Annotated in this window: 15 protein-coding genes; 10 read left to right on the top strand and 5 right to left on the bottom strand. The window is 40.8% G+C overall.

The window, feature by feature from the left end; all coding sequences use genetic code 11:
- Window positions 1-69: 69 nt before the first annotated feature.
- On the bottom strand, window positions 70-1,863 hold the full coding sequence (locus tag OC443_RS18500) for an aminopeptidase P family protein (RefSeq protein ID WP_073582124.1): 1,794 nt from the start codon (window positions 1,861-1,863) through the stop codon (window positions 70-72).
- Window positions 1,864-2,119: 256 nt separating this feature from the next.
- Between OC443_RS18500 and tsrA the strand changes: the two genes are divergently transcribed.
- A complete protein-coding gene (gene tsrA, locus OC443_RS18495) occupies window positions 2,120-2,404 on the top strand; it encodes an H-NS-like global regulator TsrA (protein ID WP_073582126.1) in 285 nt (94 codons plus the stop codon).
- Window positions 2,405-2,460: 56 nt separating this feature from the next.
- Here the strand turns inward: tsrA and asnC are convergent, their stop codons facing one another.
- Entirely contained in the window at window positions 2,461-2,925 is a 465-nt protein-coding gene (gene asnC, locus OC443_RS18490; protein WP_073582128.1) for a transcriptional regulator AsnC, read from the bottom strand.
- Between the two features lie 137 nt (window positions 2,926-3,062).
- Here asnC and OC443_RS18485 point away from each other — a divergent pair, with 137 nt between their 5' ends.
- Together OC443_RS18485 and OC443_RS18480 are read left to right on the top strand one after the other, a co-directional pair.
- Window positions 3,063-3,854 carry a class I SAM-dependent methyltransferase gene (locus OC443_RS18485; RefSeq protein ID WP_073582130.1) on the top strand — a complete coding sequence of 264 codons (792 nt, stop codon included), beginning with the start codon at window positions 3,063-3,065 and terminating at the stop codon, window positions 3,852-3,854.
- 170 nt (window positions 3,855-4,024) lie between these two features.
- A complete protein-coding gene (locus OC443_RS18480; protein ID WP_143169289.1) occupies window positions 4,025-4,357 on the top strand; it encodes a hypothetical protein in 333 nt (110 codons plus the stop codon).
- Window positions 4,358-4,443: 86 nt separating this feature from the next.
- On the opposite strand, the gene OC443_RS18475 is transcribed toward OC443_RS18480, so the two are convergent.
- On the bottom strand, window positions 4,444-5,319 hold the full coding sequence (locus OC443_RS18475; protein ID WP_073582134.1) for a carboxylate/amino acid/amine transporter: 876 nt from the start codon (window positions 5,317-5,319) through the stop codon (window positions 4,444-4,446).
- Between the two features lie 60 nt (window positions 5,320-5,379).
- Window positions 5,380-5,808: a universal stress protein gene (locus tag OC443_RS18470; protein WP_073582136.1), complete on the bottom strand. Its 429-nt coding sequence runs from the start codon at window positions 5,806-5,808 to the stop codon at window positions 5,380-5,382.
- 158 nt (window positions 5,809-5,966) lie between these two features.
- Here OC443_RS18470 and ftnA point away from each other — a divergent pair, with 158 nt between their 5' ends.
- The 7 genes from ftnA (at window position 5,967) to OC443_RS18435 (ending at window position 12,775) form a co-directional block, all read left to right on the top strand.
- Window positions 5,967-6,500, top strand: coding sequence for a non-heme ferritin (ftnA, locus tag OC443_RS18465; protein WP_073582138.1), 534 nt, complete (start codon window positions 5,967-5,969; stop codon window positions 6,498-6,500).
- 67 nt (window positions 6,501-6,567) lie between these two features.
- Window positions 6,568-6,891: a universal stress protein UspB gene (gene uspB, locus OC443_RS18460; protein ID WP_073582140.1), complete on the top strand. Its 324-nt coding sequence runs from the start codon at window positions 6,568-6,570 to the stop codon at window positions 6,889-6,891.
- 147 nt (window positions 6,892-7,038) lie between these two features.
- The gene (locus OC443_RS18455) at window positions 7,039-8,226 is read left to right on the top strand and encodes a BaiN/RdsA family NAD(P)/FAD-dependent oxidoreductase (RefSeq protein WP_073582142.1); all 1,188 of its coding nucleotides are present in this window, start codon (window positions 7,039-7,041) and stop codon (window positions 8,224-8,226) included.
- A 214-nt stretch (window positions 8,227-8,440) separates the two neighbouring features.
- Window positions 8,441-10,057 carry an aldolase catalytic domain-containing protein gene (locus OC443_RS18450; RefSeq protein WP_073582144.1) on the top strand — a complete coding sequence of 539 codons (1,617 nt, stop codon included), beginning with the start codon at window positions 8,441-8,443 and terminating at the stop codon, window positions 10,055-10,057.
- Entirely contained in the window at window positions 10,041-10,703 is a 663-nt protein-coding gene (locus OC443_RS18445; protein ID WP_073582146.1) for an HAD family hydrolase, read from the top strand. The genes OC443_RS18450 and OC443_RS18445 overlap by 17 nt, the downstream gene beginning before the upstream one ends.
- The gene (kdsB, locus tag OC443_RS18440; protein ID WP_073582148.1) at window positions 10,700-11,449 is read left to right on the top strand and encodes a 3-deoxy-manno-octulosonate cytidylyltransferase; all 750 of its coding nucleotides are present in this window, start codon (window positions 10,700-10,702) and stop codon (window positions 11,447-11,449) included. The genes OC443_RS18445 and kdsB overlap by 4 nt, the downstream gene beginning before the upstream one ends.
- 39 nt (window positions 11,450-11,488) lie before the next feature.
- Window positions 11,489-12,775: a hypothetical protein gene (locus OC443_RS18435; protein ID WP_073582150.1), complete on the top strand. Its 1,287-nt coding sequence runs from the start codon at window positions 11,489-11,491 to the stop codon at window positions 12,773-12,775.
- Between the two features lie 7 nt (window positions 12,776-12,782).
- Here OC443_RS18435 and OC443_RS18430 read toward each other — a convergent pair whose 3' ends face one another.
- Window positions 12,783-13,727: a HEAT repeat domain-containing protein gene (locus tag OC443_RS18430; protein WP_073582152.1), complete on the bottom strand. Its 945-nt coding sequence runs from the start codon at window positions 13,725-13,727 to the stop codon at window positions 12,783-12,785.
- Between the last annotated feature and the right edge of the window lie 230 nt (window positions 13,728-13,957).

Here is a 13,957-nt window from a genome sequence, read left to right as displayed (position 1 = left end):
ATGCCTTTAAAAGTCTATTTAAAGGCATGAATTTAAATCAAATAATTCTGGTCGAAAAGTATCTATAAATTAAGATGCTTTTTCGATTTGTTGTGTTGCTTGTTCCAACCAAGAGAAAACTTCGTCATCAACGAGTGGAGAAATATCATCCCATACTTGCTGATGATATTGGTTCAGCCAGGCAATTTCGGAATCAGTCAGTAGCTGAAGATCAATGACACGCAGGTCAATCGGACAGCGGGTCAAGGACTCAAACCCGAGCATATCATGATCGCCATCCGTATGTATTCTGACAACACGCTCTAGGTTCTCAATTCTGATTCCAAAGTGGCCTTCACGATAATATCCAGGCTCATTTGAAACGACCATGCCTGGTTGTAGTGCAATATTATTTGGCGCTTTACTGATTCTCTGCGGGCCTTCATGAACATTCAGACAGTGACCGACACCATGTCCTGTACCGTGGTCGAAATCAAAGCCATATTGCCACAAATGCTGTCTGGCCAGAGCGTCCAATTGATGACCTGTTGTTCCGGCTGGAAAACGGGCTGAGGCTAAAGCGATATGGCCTTTCAGTACTAGAGTAAACTGTTGCTTCATTAAAGGTGTCACGTCACCAATTGCAATCGTCCGGGTGATGTCAGTTGTTCCATCAGTATACTGACCTCCGGAGTCAACTAAATAAAGTGAGTTTGCGGATAGCTGACCAGGGTTGGGTTGATTATTATGATTGTAATGACACATAGCCGCATTACTTCCGGCTGCTGAAATTGTATCAAAACTCAAATCAAAGAGAGTTGGATCTTCGAAACGGAAGTCTTGTAATTTATCTGCCAGAATCGCTTCATCATGGAGATTACCGAGTTTAACTTCACTATCAAGCCATGACAGGAATTTCGCCATCGCAATACCATCTCTGATGTGGCAAGCCTGCATCCCTGAGATTTCACATTGGTTTTTAGTCGCTTTCATTAACTGACAGGGATCCGGTTTTTGAATCAGGTTCGCGCCAATGTCAGTTAACGTCATTTCAAACCAGGCGTTGCTGTTATCATTATCTAAAAGGATTTGTTTTCCTTTTAAGTGGCTTAACTCATTGATTAGTGAATCGGGTTCATGCAACCGGACGCCCTCACCAACATGTTCAGCAAACTCTTCGATGATTTGTCTCTGATGAATAAATAAATCAAGACTCGCATCTGAATGCAGAATGGCATAGCAAAGCACGACAGGTAAACAAGAGATATCGGAACCCCTGATATTTAAAAGCCAGCAGATAGACTCGGGTGATGTCAGTATGGCTGAGTCTAACCCAGACTGGCTGAAATGTTCTGCGATAAGATGACGTTTACTCAGGCTATCAATACCCGTTACTTCAGATGGCATTAGCCATAAAGGTGCATATTCAGGTTCAGGACGATCGTGCCAAAGTTGATCAATCGGGTTATTTTCCAGAGCGCAGAGTTGAAAATCAGCGCTATAGTTAACTCTGGATGCAGCTAACCATGTTGCACTGTGCAGGCGTGGATCAAACGCAACAATGCCACCTTCTGGCAGGTTGTTTTTTATCCAGTCGAGATAGGGTTCTTCAATCAGATGATGGTATTCAAACAGTGCATCAGGTACTTGTTTTGTCACCTGAACCGTGTAGCGGCCATCAACAAATATTGAAGCATTATCCCGGGTGATGATGGCGACGCCGGCCGAACCTGTGAACCCTGTCGCCCATTGCAAACGTTCATCATGTGCGGGAAGATATTCTCCCAGGTATTCGTTTTCATGGGGGATAATTAAGGCATCAAGTTGGTTTTCTTTCAGCCAATGTCTTAAATTTAAAATACGAGCTGATATTTGTTCTTGCATCTGTTGCTATCCTTAAATATTGCAGATGATGACGGAATTGTAGAATAAGCTACGCCTTTTGAACAAAACCTGCAATTTATTGGCGATTACAATTTTACTGTGAGAATTGTTCATTACTTTTATATATATATCTGATAATGAGTAAAATAGTCATTTCAGACTATTTGCGTACTGTTTATTTCTGTGTATATTGGTCGCCCTGATAATACACTTAGATAAATATAATTATTGTCGTTTATTTTTGGAAATCATACACATGTCGATGACAACTTATGAGATGGCCCGCGTTCTGGAGCAACTCGATGAATCACCAGAGAAAATTATGTTTGGTAAATTACTCAATGAATTGGGTAATCAAAGTAGCGAGCGCATCAAAAGTGCGGCAAAACAGGTGCCTGTTCACGTCCTGAGGGATTTGGTCTATCAGTTTGAACAGGTCATTGAGTCCCGGAAGAGTGAACAAGTTGAATCAATGGCAAAAGATTTAGCTGCACAGGGAATATCAGCCGAAGAATTATTAAGTTATTTAAATAAGAAATAATTCATATCATATTTTGATAAACAGGATAGTTGTTTATCTGAATATAAACTGAATGCCTACGGTATCACATTTCTATGTATTGGGTTTTGCAACGAAATTAACGTTTCTGTTGATTGAACTTCTTCAATAGATTGCAACTTATCAATTAAAACGTGTTGTAATTCCTCAATAGAATGACACATCAGCTTTGCAAAGATATTGTATGCGCCTGTAGTGTAGTAGGCTTCGACAACTTCATCTAAAGCATCGAGCTTTTCCAGTGCTGAATGGTAATCTTTGGCTGCGTTGAGATTTATACCTATAAAACAGCAGACGTCGTAACCAAGCTTTTTCGTATTGACGACGACCTCTGTTTTCTGAATGATATCGGCGGATTTCATCTTTTCGATCCGAACATGAATTGTGGCCGGACTTACGTTGAATTGTTTTGCCATTTCAGCATAAGGTGTGCGGGCATCATCCATTAAAATTTTAAGTATGGCACGATCTAAATCGTCCATTTTTGCCGCATTAGGATGCATAATTTTCTCTTTTCAGGCTGTTTTAGCTTGTTATTGGTGGATCATTCTATCATTGCTGATGAGAAAAATAAGCATATACATTCAACCGAAGATAAGTTTTGCTAATCCACAATGTATCACGCCGGAGTAACTATATTTTGCAATTACAACTGATCAGTGAGATTGAAGAAAAACAATCAGAATTAATTGAAATTGCTAATCGGTGGCATCTGTCTTTTACAGAAGAAAGCCAGTTTGCATTAGTGTTAACTGCAGAGCGTCTCGAACTGAGAAAGCTGGATGAACCCAAACTCGGACCGGTTTATGTTGATTTTGCGGGCGGAGCTGTCAGACACCGGAGAAAGTTTGGTGGTGGTAAAGGGCAGGCAATTGCCAAAGCTGTTGGTCTGAATAAGGGAATCGTACCTGTGGTTTTAGATGCAACAGCTGGTTTGGGGCGGGATGCCTTTGTGCTGGCTTCTCTGGGGTGCCAGGTTCAAATGATTGAACGACATCCTGTTGTTGCTGCATTGCTTGAGGATGGCCTGAGCCGGGCAGGTTGTGATGATGAAATAAAAGCTTGGGTGAACGAGCGAATGTCTCTGATCCATTGTTCCAGTCATAAAGCACTATATGATGCATATGATAACGGGAATATAAGCTTTCCGGATGTTGTCTATCTTGATCCTATGTATCCTCATCCTCCTCAGAAAAAGAAAAGTGCACTGGTCAAAAAAGAAATGCGTGTATTCCAATCCCTTGTTGGTGGTGATCAGGATGCTGATGCGTTACTTGAGCCTGCTTTGAAGCTGGCAAAAAAGCGAGTTGTAGTCAAAAGGCCTGATTATGCGCCATGGTTAAATAACCAAAAGCCAACGATGTCTATTGAGACGAAAAAGAATCGATTTGATGTTTATGTCAATGCTGCGATGAATGCGATGGATGAGTGAGTTTAAGGTGCTTTCTGTAGACGTCGGTTTCTGACGCTGGCGGAGACACCTTTTTTGTATATAATCACTAATAAGAATTATTATTATTTGGTTTTACAAAAATGACGCAACGACTATGTAAGCTGAACCGCCGGGATTTCAGGTTTTCTCCAGACAAGATCTATCAGCTTGTGAAAGAGCCGAAATTTTTCTGCACAAGCTGTGCACGTTCTGCAAATCACCAATCATTGTTGTGTAAACCCGCAGCCTTACCTGCGATGTCGGACATTAAAAGTAAGACTGAAGGGGGGGAAGGTAAGAATATTGATTTTTCTTCGCTTAAACCAAAGAAAATCAGAAAAGCTCATAAGCGCTATAAGAAAGCAGCAAAAAAACTAAAAAAGCTTGAGAAAAAACAGAAGAGATTATTGAAGCGGGCCAGGAAAATCTATGCCTCAATCAAAGGTTTTGAAAATATATCCCTTGCCGAGAGTGAGCACTTACATAGAAAGCAAATTCATTAGCAGGGAAGCGCTGGCTTCCCTGTATGCTCACCAGAGAGCAATGAAATTACGTCTGAATTTATACCTGTTTATGAGCCTGGGGCTGGTTAATCTTGTAATGATTGCAGCCGCTTTTTCTTCACCCAGGTTTCATTGATCCACAATGAAAAGACGATAATTGACCCTCCGGCTGACAGGTTAAACAGGTCAGCATCCCTGTTCCATATCAGAATATTGACAATTAACCCTGCCGGAACAAGCGCGTTATTCATAATTGCCAAAGCGCCTGCATTAACCATACATGCACCTTTATTCCAGATAAAATATCCCAGCCCTGAAGCAATCAAGCCCAGATAAATCAGAATACTCCATTGTGTCGTTGTTGCCGGAAGCTTATTCACGTTGCCAAACAGCAGAAAAGCAACAGAGGCAACGATGAGTGCCCCGATGTAGAAATAACCGAAAATAGTGTGTTGCGGCAGATCTGACTGATAATTTTCCATGAGCCTTTTATAGGCAACTTGTCCGATGGCAAAGCAGAGGTTTGCTCCCTGAACCACCAGAAATCCGAGCATGAAATGTTCATTGATGCCTGTTCGCTTGATAACCACTGCACCGATGACTGCGATCGCTGCAGTTACAAGATACCAGGGAGAAAACCGGCCTTTAAGCAAATCATAGATTAAGGTGACATAAATCGGAGTGAAGACGGTGAATAGTAAAACTTCGGGCACGGTAAGCATTAAAAAAGATTTGTAGTAGAAACAGTACATCAGACCAAGCTGAATCCCGCCAATCATCATTAATTTAACGATTAATGATGCCGGTATACGTTTAAATTTTAGAAATGGGAGAAAAAAGATACATGCCAGAGCAACACGCATCAGAACTGAAAACCAGGAATCAACCTGACCGGCAAGATAAACACCAATCAGGCTGAATGAGAAAGCCCAGAGAACTGTAATCGCTGAAAGATAAACCATTTTATTTTCTTCAACTTCATAAAAAGTGGTTTATCAGTTTAACCAAGAATTCTCCTGCCGTCAGTCTTCTTTCAGTGGTATCACCAGCATATCGACAGGCGAGCAGTTAATCAGCATTTTGGTTGATGAGAGTAACTTACTCCAGAAATCCTGATGGTGACCACATACAACTAAATCAATTTCAAATTCACTAATTGTTTCACAGATTTCGTGGCCTAAATCACCACTGCCAACCAGTGTGTGAGATACCGGATAGTCAGCATACTCTGACAGCTCCTGGAGATGCTTTCGGGAGTTTTCCATTGAAAAGTGCCGTGTTTCGTTTAAATTGACATCAATCAATCCGGTATATAACTCAGCGTAATTTACATCAATGTGAATAAATGAAAGCCTGGCATCCAGTGCTTTGGCAAGAGCGGAGGCTTTGTCGATCAAAATGCGACTTTCTTCTGATAGATCAACAGTTACCAGAATATGTTTATAGGTCATCGTGCTGTCTCCGTGTTTATCGGTTGAATTCACTGTAGCACCCACTGTTAAAAAAATGTGTCGAAGTGATCTCATATCCACTTCTTTGTCGGGAGATGGTAAGGTACTGAACATACGATAGTTCAGTTCATTCAAAGGATAGTTCAGGAGTGTAATTTATGTTATCAGATGGAATGGTAAAACAATTAAATGATCAAATTAACCTCGAATTTTTTTCATCCAATCTATACTTACAAATGAGTGCTTGGTGTGAAGATAAAGGCTTTGAAGGGGCAGCTTCATTTCTGCGGCAACATGCAGATGAGGAAATGGGGCATATGCAGCGACTATTTACTTATGTAAGTGAAACAGGAGCTCTGCCTATTCTAGGATCAATTGCTGCGCCCAGACACGACTTCGAAAGCTTAGGTGAAGTATTTCGTGAAACATATAAACATGAGCAGATGATCACTCAAAAAATAAACCAGTTGGCACATGTGGCTTTCACATCTCAGGATTACTCAACCTTTAATTTTCTTCAATGGTATGTAGCCGAGCAACACGAAGAAGAAAAGTTATTTAAAGGGATCTTAGATAAGTTAGAGCTGATCGGAGAAGACGGTAAAGCATTGTTCTTCATCGATAAAGATTTAGCAGAATTGGTAACTAAAGGTTCATCTTCTATCATGGATACTGAGGCAGCAGCAGAATAAAGCTTCGGCATAACATCCAGCGCTGATTGTCTTTTCGCCAGTATCCGGAAGATGTAGGGAGGAAAAGATGATCAGTGGAGATACCATCCTCATGGGATTGACTGTGGTGACAATATTCAATGTCGCCAGATGCTTTACAGCGCTTCGTTCTTTAATCTATATCATGCGTGAAGCGCATCCTTTGTTGTATCAACAGGTTGATGGTCCGGGTTTTTTTACAGCCCATGGCAATATGAACAAGCAGGTCAGGCTCTATTCTTACCTGAAAGGTAAAGAATATCTTCATCACCATGATGAAATCTTTACCGGCAAGTGTGATAGAGTCAGACAGTTGTTCATACTCTGTTTTGCACTTTTGGGTGTAGATATGCTGGCCGCTGTGATGCTTTAACTCTTATCTTCATTGAAGATCGCTGTATGTATTTTCGCTCAGTTTGTGGTTAAACGTATTTACCGTTAAAATAGAATTTCTCTGATAGAAGGATGTGCATAAAGCGCATCCTTTTTTATTTCAGGTTTGATAACAGGTAATGTGTTAATGAATGAGATATATGACGTTGTGATCATTGGGGCCGGTGCTGCCGGTTTAATGTGCGCAGCTCAGGCCGGAAAAAGGGGCAGAACAGTTTTAGTGGTTGATCATGGTAAAAAGCCGGGTAGAAAAATTCTGATCTCAGGTGGTGGTCGTTGTAATTTCACGAACTACGATGTGTCAGCCGGTCATTACTTATGTTGTAACCCACATTTCGTCAAATCTGCGCTGTCTCAATATACAAACTGGGATTTTATCTCGTTAGTCAGTGAGTATGAGATTCCTTTTGAAGAGCGCGATCACGGGCAGTTATTTTGTCTGGATTCAGCAAAAGATATTGTCAGTATGTTGCTCAAAGAATGTGAATCTCCATCGGTTTCGTTCCTTTATCAGGCAGAAATTAGTCAGATTGAACAAAATAAACTCAATTTTTCCTTAAAAATCAACCACAAGGATGTTTCATGTGAATCATTGGTTATTGCAACCGGCGGGCTTTCTATGCCAAAACTCGGTGCGACACCATTTGGTTATAAGATTGCTGAGCAATTTGGCCTGAATGTTCGGCCAACAAGAGCCGGGCTGGTTCCTTTTACCTTACATAAAGCAGATAAAGAACAGTTTAGTGATTTATCTGGCATTGCAGTACCTGTGATATTGACCACACAAGATGGTACATCATTTAAAGAATCTCTTCTGTTTACCCATCGGGGTATATCTGGCCCGTCAGTGCTTCAGGTTTCATCATACTGGCATGCTGGCGAGGCGGTAAAAGTGAATCTGCTGCCGGATACAGATATTGAAACTTATCTTGCTGACGTGAGTGAGAATCATCCGAATCAAACCCTGAAAAATACCTTAGCCCGGTTATTGCCAAAACGGTTAGTTGAAGTTCTGATTGAAAGAGGTGATTTGCCGGATAAAACGTTAAGACAACTTAATGACAAAGAAAGAACCGGCGTTACTCAAACTCTGGAAAACTGGCACATTGCCCCTAATGGTACTGAAGGCTATCGAACCGCAGAAGTCACATTAGGCGGTGTCGATACAGATCATCTTTCTTCCAAAACAATGGAATGTAAAACAGTTCCCGGACTGTTTTTTGTCGGTGAAGTGATGGATGTTACCGGCTGGCTGGGTGGTTACAATTTCCAGTGGGCCTGGTCATCCGGCTGGGTGGCGGGGCAATGGGTGTAACGACAAATCGTTAGGCAGGATACGATTGAATATCGGGCACAACAGATAAAAGCTGATATTCATAAGAGGCTGCAGGATGGTTTCTGTTACTGCATAAGGTAGTTACATAATCGTTAGATAAACAAGCAATTAAGCAGTTCACGATCGCTGTTTTGTTATGTATTGTATAATATATTACATGTTGCCCTTTAATTATTGGATTATCAGGGAAAGTATGAATATATTAGATTGTACGTTACGGGATGGTGGTTACTATAACGACTGGGATTTTGATAGTGATGTCGTTGAACAGTATCTCACCCGTATTGCAGAATCCAGGATTGACTACGTTGAATTGGGTCTCAGAAACTTTCCGAAGCAAGGCTTTCTGGGTGCTTTTGCTTATACTACCGAAGATTTCTTAAATTCATTAGAGCTGCCTGATGGACCTGTTTACGGTGTGATGGTTGATGCTAAGACCATTCTTGAATCAGGATTCGACATCAGCGAAGCAGTTGATTTACTGTTTTCCCCAGCTTCAGAAAGTAAAGTGAGTCTGGTCAGAGTTGCCGCTCATTTTCATGAAGTCGAGACATCCGGTCCCATTGTTGCCAGATTAAAAGAGTTAGGTTATACCGTTGGGTTTAATCTGATGCAGGCGGGGGGGAAAGCGGATGATGTCATCTCTGATAAAGCTTTGCAGATAAATCAATGGCAAGGCGTCGATGTTCTCTATTTTGCTGATTCACTTGGCAATATGGATGCGGATGAAGTGGTGCGAATAGTGAAAGCAATTCGCCGGCATTGGCAGGGAGAGATGGGAATTCATACTCATAATAATATGGGGAAAGGGCTGGATAATACACTGGCAGCTTTAAAGTCTGGTGTCAGCTGGCTGGATGCAACCATTACCGGGATGGGAAGAGGAGCCGGCAATACTCAAACAGAATATCTTTTGACCGTTCTGAATAAAACTAATCCCCAATATAACCCTAAACCGCTCTATGAGTTGGTCATCCGATATTTTGAACCGATGCAAAAAGAATATGGATGGGGAAGTAGCCTGCTGTATTTTCTTGGTGCCCAAAATGATGTTCATCCTACGTATATTCAAAACCTGCTTTCCAGTACGCATTATGGTACGGATGAAATCATTGGTGCGATAGATTATCTGAGCCAGCTAAAAGGCAGTACTTCATACAACGGCGCAGTTTTGGATACAGCACTTAATTTTTCAGACTCTAATAACACCAAAGTTTCCGGAACGACGGAAACAAGTCATTTGTTTGATGGAAAACAGATACTCATTGTGACAAATGCACCCGGTACCAAAAAATACGCTTCAGCAATAGAGCTTTATATCCAGCGGGTCAAGCCGGTTGTCATTTCAATAAACATTACCACGCATATATCAGCGGAATTGATCGATTATTATGTCATTTCCCATAACTCTAAATTTTTATCTGATTCCGGAAAATACAAGCAACTCAATAAACCGGTTATTTTACCAAAGTGCCGTTTTAATGATACTGAACTGAAAGAGTTTGATGGCATAGAACTGATTGATTATGGCATTGAGATTTCGAAAGGAAAATTTGCTGTAAATGGCTCTTATGTCACGGTGCCTTTTGATCTGACAACGGCTTATATTCTTGGTGTGTTGCTTGAATCAGAAGTGAAAAATATTACCGTTGCCGGATTTGATGGTTATCAGAAAAACGATATCAGGCAGCAGGAAATGGTTGAGTTGGTGAATTTATATGATGCACATGATAACAGCCAACCGGTGGTCGCTATCACACCAACGTCATACCCGATAAGTAAAGGTTCTGTATATGCGCCATCTATCTGACTATGATTTCTATATATTTGATTGCGATGGTGTGATTTTTGATTCAAACCAGTTAAAAATAGAAGCGATGAAAACAGCGTTATCTACGTTGTTTTCCGATAATGAGATAATTACCGGGTGTCTGGATTATTTCAGTAAAAACTTTGGCAAATCACGCTTTCATCATGTCGATTATTTTGTGCGGGATTTATTGCCGGTGCCTGACTCTGAAATTGAAATCACGAAAGAAAAAATACTCGTCAACTATTCAGCATTGTGTAAAAAACTATACCTGGAAGCTGAGTTTACGCCTGGATTTATGAACTTTTTGAACCAGCTTAAAGGGCGCAAATATGTTGCAAGTGGTTCAGAGCAGCAAGAGCTAAGAGATATTTTTGAGCAAAGAGGAATTTCTGAATACTTTCATGGGATATTTGGCTCTCCTCAACCCAAAAGTGAAATAATCAGCGCTATCATCGAAAGTGAAAACAACGGTTGTTGTGTTATGTTTGGTGATGCAGAATCAGACCTGAAAGCTTCTTTATCAAATCAGATTGATTTTATTTTTTATTCTCCTTATTCCAATGTTCAGGAAAAAATGCTGGGCTTATGTGCTTCACATCAGTTTCCTGCCATTCATGATTTTTCAGAAGTGATATTAAAATGAATAGTACTCAAAGCTTTGCTGTTGTTATACCTGCACGCTTTAAATCCAGCCGTTTTCCGGGTAAACCTTTAGTCGATATATGTGGTAAGCCTATGATTCAACATGTTTGGGAGCGTTGTTGTAAAGCAGTTGGTCCTGAATTGGTTTATGTAGCGACGGATGATGAAGGGATTCAGGACGTTGTGGAGAGTTTTGGTGGACAGGTTGTGATGACCAGTTCGGAGTGTTTGACCGGTACAGACAGACTGGCGGAAGCGAATCAAGCACTCGATAAGGACTTTATTGTCAATGTTCAGGGGGATGAGCCGCTGATCAATCCTGATGATATTAAAAAAGTAATTTCAGTCTTTCAAAAGACCGGCAATGTAACCAATGCAATGTGCGCTATTACTTCAGAAGAAGAATTCCGTTCTTTCACTGTGCCTAAAGTGACATTTTCAACCTCCGGCAAATTACTTTATATGAGTCGTTCAGGAATTCCTCTGACCAAATATGGTGAGTACTCTTTCGGGTATAAACAGGTCTGTATCTATGCATTCTCAAAGAAACAACTGGCGTTCTTTTATAGCAATGCGGCAAAAACAAAGCACGAAGAAGTTGAAGATATAGAGATTCTGCGCTTTTTAGAGTCTGATTTTCAGGTGGATATGGTTGAAGTTGAAGCCGGTTCTCTGGCAGTCGATGTCCCCGATGATGTACAGGCCGTTATCGATAGAATGAACTCAGAGTCTCAGTTCAGGGGTTGATTTTAATCTGTTCTGAGTGCTTTTAGTAAAGGTGCCACTATGTATCATATTGATGATTTGATAGCTTTCGACCGACAGGAAGCTGCCCGGTTTTTGTTTGAGGCTGTCAAAAATGAAACGCTCATCCTAAAACATCCCCGCAAAGAGATGGCCACTTACTGTCGTCAAAGTCAACGCTACGGTAAGGCCAATGTCATTCTTTTTTCTGATCAAGAGAAGAAAAACCCATGGTATATGATTCAGATTTATGATCTGGTGAATGGCTATATTTGTGAGCAGGAAGTTGTAAACCCGTTAAATGCCGGTGAGATTTCCGATGTGTTCAATTTGATTCAAAAGGGCGAATTCCAGATTGATCCGGATTGCGGCAATACTAAACTTCATGGATTGCTCTTCTCTCAGGTACGCCCTTATCACTACATGTACGATCAATTTGTGAACTATTTTTATCTGAATGAGTTTGGACCTGTTTCCGGGTATTCATTTACAGATGAGAATTGTTTTTACGCCGGGCTACCTGAAGGGAAAGCATTAAAACCTGCTCTGGCTGGCGGTTGCTATCTTTTCCCCTGTACTTTGGGTGGCTTGTTAAATAGCAAATATGATGATCAATATGCTGAACAAATGCATACATTCCTTCGAAATGATTCAGAGCCTAAAGCGCTGAATTCTGAGCTTTCTCTCTGGTTTGGTATTACAGCTCAGAAGCGTTCCTGGCTTGAACAAACGGAAGGTTATTGTCATATTGTCCGGCAGCTTCTCAATCATTATCGTTCTATTACCGTTATCATTGATGGATGGACCAGTTTCAGTGGTGGAAGTGCTGATACACCCAAAAATATTAACCGGGATATGGCTGTATTTGAGTCAATTGCCTCGCATCTTTCCGGGGTTGAAGGAGTCACGTTAATCAATTTGATTGGTAAGGACTACAAAGAAAAAATCAGCTACTCAAAAAGTATTGATTACTTCATTGCTAACTCCGGAACGGGTTGTATGGTGCCGTTGATGTTTACCGGGTCCAAAGGTGTTATTCATACTAATGGTCAGTTACATACGTTTGAACGCTCCTATGATGAAAGAGTTCGGGTGGTACCGGCAGAAAAAATATTTGCGCAGGAAGATATGGCGATTGATAGCGGTGTGTACTCGACTCACTGGACAGTCATCTATAACTTATTGATTGATTTAATTGGAATTGATGCCCATGTGCCAGAAAAAGATGTCATAAAAAATAAGTCGCTCTTTACGCTGAAACGATTCATTTTTAAGAAAACAATTCAGATTGGCACCGCCCTAAAAAAAATTCGTCATAAAATGGCATAACTACTGTTCACAATACATCCAGCACCGCCGCAGCCAGGCGGCGTGTGCTGCCCGTCGTGGTTGAATCATCTTTTAGCTGTTGCAAGGCTGCCACCAGATCAGAATCAATCGATCCGGGAGGTAGTTTAAACAGCGAACTGATAGCAGCATTTCTGATCAATTCATCTGAATCAGACAAATAGCTGCGTGCTGTTTCCTGAATCTCATCTGGTTCGTCGATCTCGGCAAGTCCGTCAATGACAGCTGCTTTAATCTGGTGGTTACTGTCTGGCATCAGAGCTTGAAAGCGCTCCTGTACTTCCGCTTTTAAATGCGTATCTGTTTGATGGCTGAGTAGCGCAATCGCCTGTTCAAGTATCTCGGTATCCGGTTGATTGTATGTGACATCAATCAGCGCCTGATTGAGTGTGTCCGGTAACTGATGAAGGTCCATCATTTCCACGAATTCAAACCCCAGCTTTTGTGTCTGAATATCATTTTGATCTGTGAGCATTTCTCTCGCCAAAAGCATTGTTTCCTGACTATGACTATTTGCCAGAATATTCAGAAGGTTCCATTTTTCATCATACGACTGGCTGGCCCTGATGATTTCTGTAAGCCGGGTGGCCAGCGCTGCATCTTTTTTGACCAGAAAAGATAAATCCTGAAATTCATTCGATGAAAAATCAATCTCTGAACTGTTTTCCAGCTGGTCCAGCAATTGATTTGCAAGGGAAAAATGGGAGAAAGTGTTGTTACTTCCGACAGAATCTACCTGAATTTCATGATGAATTGTTTCCGATGAAAAGTTTGTCGTAATACAGGGTTGCGGTTCTGTTCTGTTTATTTGACGTTGTTCTGAGTAGCCGTCGTGCAATACTGTGTGATAAAAATGTGAATTGAGTGATTGATAAATATCTGAAATAAAATAACCAGATGCTATACCAAATAAATAAAACAAAATGTTCTTCATGATACGAAACCCTTAATTATAAAAACCAATATTTCCCTTCTGAATCTAATTCTGGTGACTCTGTTTCATCACGGAAAGTAATGTTAATTCTGTTTCTAATGGAGGATATTATTGATAAGCATTTATTACTTTCATGAATACTATGCTATCAGATGATTGAAAAATATACAGTGATGAATTAACTTGAGTTGAGTGTTTTTTAAACACTCATAAATAGTAGGAATAATTTA

This window comes from Vibrio quintilis (genome assembly GCF_024529975.1).
Taxonomy (GTDB): domain Bacteria; phylum Pseudomonadota; class Gammaproteobacteria; order Enterobacterales; family Vibrionaceae; genus Vibrio; species Vibrio quintilis.
This window is presented reverse-complemented; position numbering and strand designations above follow the sequence as displayed.